This is a genomic window from Cytophaga sp. (genome assembly GCF_051961495.1).
In the GTDB taxonomy this organism is placed as follows: domain Bacteria; phylum Bacteroidota; class Bacteroidia; order Cytophagales; family Cytophagaceae; genus Cytophaga.
In genome coordinates this window covers 1-3,051 of sequence record NZ_JBQCDF010000292.1, presented here as the reverse complement: position 1 = coordinate 3,051, position 3,051 = coordinate 1, and the positions used below count along the sequence as shown (strand labels likewise).

Below are 3,051 nucleotides of genomic sequence, written 5' to 3'. Positions count from 1 at the left end.
CTAATACTTTTGTCGCTTCGTTTCTGTTAGGATTAGGCGGATAAAATTTTATAAAATATTTTGTTCCATCTCTGTGGAGGGGTAAAGTTGTGGAGCCCGCATACCATTTTCCCTTCAGAAAAAATGTGTATTGCTTATTAGTACCACCTTTGCCAACAGTGGTCAGAGATATTTTGTCAGAAATCGCGTAAGAAGAATCTTTGTTCAAATAATTATTATCTAAAACAGTTTCAATAACAGAATAAAATACTGCCAATATGGTTAAAATTATAATCGAATAATTAAAATAAAATTTAATTTTTTCAGTTTTCATCGATTAATGATTTTAATAACATCACCTTCTCTATATATTACTCGTCAGGGTCTGCGGCTTTCATTCTTCTTATCATATTCAAACTCCTTGATGACATAAGCGTTTCCGTTGGCCAGTGAACAAACAAATATGTTGTTTTCTTTCTCTGCACTAAATTGTTTTCTATCTAATAAAAGACTCTGATGCTATAAACGGCTTACTCATGCGGTAATTGCTTGTATCCATCAGGCGGTAAATTTTTAATATCCTCAGGAGTTACTATAACTTTTGTTGCCTTGTTTCTTCTTGGATTTGGCGGATAAAATTTGATAAAATATTTTGTTCCATCTGTTTTTAATGCTATATTGGAAAAACCTGCATACCATTTGCCGTTCAGAAAAAACGTGTACTTCTTGTCAGAACCACTCCCTTTGGTAGCACTTCCAACAGATATTGTATTAGAAATAGTATAAGCAAAGTCCTTTTTTAAATAATAAGCGTCTAATATAGATTCAGTAATTGTATAGAAGAAACCTATTATGCCTAAAATTATAAGAATGATCGCCAGAAGCAATTTAATTTTTTCAGTTTTCATCGAATGAAATTGCGATTAATGATTTTAACTCCATTCCCTTCCCAATTCCTTATGATAGTTGAGTGTCTTCTGTGTGTTGAACCACTTTGTCTTAATCTCTTTGTCATGTTTATATTCATTATACTTATTGATGTGGAAGTTTTTTATATCCATCAGGCGGTAAGTTTTTAATGTCTTCAGGAGTTGCTATTATTTCTGTTGCTTTGTTTCTATTAGGATTTGGTGGATAAAACTTGATAAAATATTTCGTTCCATCTCCATGAAGTGGTAAAGAAGTATATCCTGCATACCACTTTCCCATTAAAAAAAACGAGTAATGGCAATCTGTTCCAGCTTTGCTAACAGTTGAAAGAGTTATTTTATTAGAAATAGCAAACGCAGATTCTCTCTTCAAATAAATGTTATCCAAAATATTATCAACAATACCGGATATTGCGCCAAAGATGATTACTGACAGAAGAATATAAAACAGATAGAATTTGATTTTTTTATTGTTCACCGATTAATGATTTTAATCACTTGACTGCGTACCTTGTCCAACCTGTTTGATGTGCGCTTTTATCAATCCTTTCAATTGAATGAGTTTTGTATGTCGTTGATTGTTTCTATACTTTGTTAGTGGCGCTTTATGATTTCAGATCTAATTTTATAAATGACTATTTTCCCGAACTATTTGTACTTTATGCGTCAATCTTTTCATGGTTTATTGGTGGCCCTCAACTTTTATTAAAGATTTCTATTAGCTTCTTGTCGAGCATGTCAGCAGGGCTTTTTTCAGTCGCGCCATATCGGCCTATGATGATGCCATTAGGATCAATCAAAATGTACACCGGAATGGGCATTAAGTTGAATTGTTTTCGCAGTTCTACTTCAAAGCTTGCTTCACCAACATTGTCATGTAGCTTTAAGAAATCCATGTCACTATCAGTAAAGGATAGAATGTTTACAAACGACTCAATGCTGTCTTTTAATATAGCTTTCTGCCAAGCTTCGTATTTAGAGTCGCAGGAAAATCAATGACTTTTAATCCTTGCCCTCTGTACATCTCATAAAGACGCCTTAAATGAGGAGTTTGAGCCCGGCATGGGACGCACCAGCTCGCCCAAAAATCCAGTAGCACATATTGACCTTTGAATGAGCTTAACGTTACCAGTTTTCCATTGATATCTTTGCGGCTAAAGTCCGTTGCGATATGGCCAATTGAAGAACTTAGTGTGTTTACAAGCGCCGCTTTTAATTTTTTTGCAGCAATGGTGTTTTTTATACGTGGCGTCAAAAGACTAAAAGTCGACAACACCGAGTCAACACGTATTTCTTTTATCCACAGGAGTCTTTGTATTGCAAGGATTCCGATATACGAGTCTGGATTGTCTGCAATGAAAGCCAACAAATATTTCTTCAACTGCGTAGTATAAAACCTGAGCGAATCGGAAAATATGCCGGCCTTAATACTGTCAGCGTTTGCTTTATTCTGTAAATTAAATAATCTTTCGAATACAGGATTTATGTAGCGGGTGACTTGCCGATAATCTTTGTTGGTTCCAGAGCCAGTCAGTTTAGCATCTGCAAAGTGGTCATTGCTGGTTGTCAGGGTGATTACCCCTTGTTCTAAGTAAAAGTCTGAAAGATAGTTTCCATATCCTTTTTTTCTCATTTTTAAATTATCAGTTAGTTCAGCTGTTGTAGGTTCATCAATTGATCCATGGAAACTGAACTTTCCATTTGAGATTTCTGCTGAGTCTATGATGCGTTTATTTTTCGTCGAATAGATTAAATAAAGCTTTCCGCTACTTTGGCCAATTACTGTACCATTCAGCGTAAATTTCCTGGAATCCTGCGCATAAGTGTTGTGCAACAGGATTTGAAAAATCAGGAAAAGGAAAATGAATTTTTGCATAGATGCTAATTTCAACGATCTATTTATGGATTTAAAGGCAATTCAAATTGTAAATTATCGGTTTGAGTTGCCGCTAACGTTAAGGCCTGGATGGGCTAATATTCAATGAATGTCACGCCCAAACAATCTGCCGATTGAAAAACTACAGCCGAAGATAAATACAAAAAGACGATATTTGTTCTTCTGCTGGAACTGTTGCTGACAGCGAACTACAGCCGGTGTTATTCCCTGTGTAACTGAAGTCATTCAGGTAGGCTTCAGCATTGA

5 protein-coding genes are annotated in these 3,051 nt (G+C 35.3%); all 5 read right to left on the bottom strand.

What is annotated here, in order from left to right; translation table 11 throughout:
* Window positions 1–313 (bottom strand): hypothetical protein (locus tag ACTHJT_RS16440; protein ID WP_440240206.1); only part of this gene is annotated, 313 nt, incomplete at its 3' end.
* A gap of 196 nt (window positions 314–509) precedes the next feature.
* Window positions 510–887, bottom strand: coding sequence for a hypothetical protein (locus tag ACTHJT_RS16435; protein WP_440240204.1), 378 nt, complete (start codon window positions 885–887; stop codon window positions 510–512).
* Between the two features lie 124 nt (window positions 888–1,011).
* Window positions 1,012–1,386: a hypothetical protein gene (locus tag ACTHJT_RS16430; RefSeq protein ID WP_440240202.1), complete on the bottom strand. Its 375-nt coding sequence runs from the start codon at window positions 1,384–1,386 to the stop codon at window positions 1,012–1,014.
* Between the two features lie 217 nt (window positions 1,387–1,603).
* Window positions 1,604–1,804 carry a hypothetical protein gene (locus ACTHJT_RS16425; RefSeq protein ID WP_440240200.1) on the bottom strand — a complete coding sequence of 67 codons (201 nt, stop codon included), beginning with the start codon at window positions 1,802–1,804 and terminating at the stop codon, window positions 1,604–1,606.
* Between the two features lie 50 nt (window positions 1,805–1,854).
* Window positions 1,855–2,784 (bottom strand): TlpA disulfide reductase family protein, encoded by a 930-nt coding sequence (locus ACTHJT_RS16420; RefSeq protein ID WP_440240198.1) that lies wholly within the window; start codon window positions 2,782–2,784, stop codon window positions 1,855–1,857.
* Window positions 2,785–3,051: the final 267 nt, after the last annotated feature.

What these genes read in the sequence shown, in the direction of transcription:
- ACTHJT_RS16425 (WP_440240200.1), bottom strand. Translation starts at nt 1,804, where the DNA reads ATGGATTTCTTAAAGCTACATGACAATGTTGGTGAAGCAAGCTTTGAA.
- ACTHJT_RS16435 (WP_440240204.1), bottom strand. Translation starts at nt 887, where the DNA reads ATGAAAACTGAAAAAATTAAATTGCTTCTGGCGATCATTCTTATAATT.
- ACTHJT_RS16420 (WP_440240198.1), bottom strand. Translation starts at nt 2,784, where the DNA reads ATGCAAAAATTCATTTTCCTTTTCCTGATTTTTCAAATCCTGTTGCAC.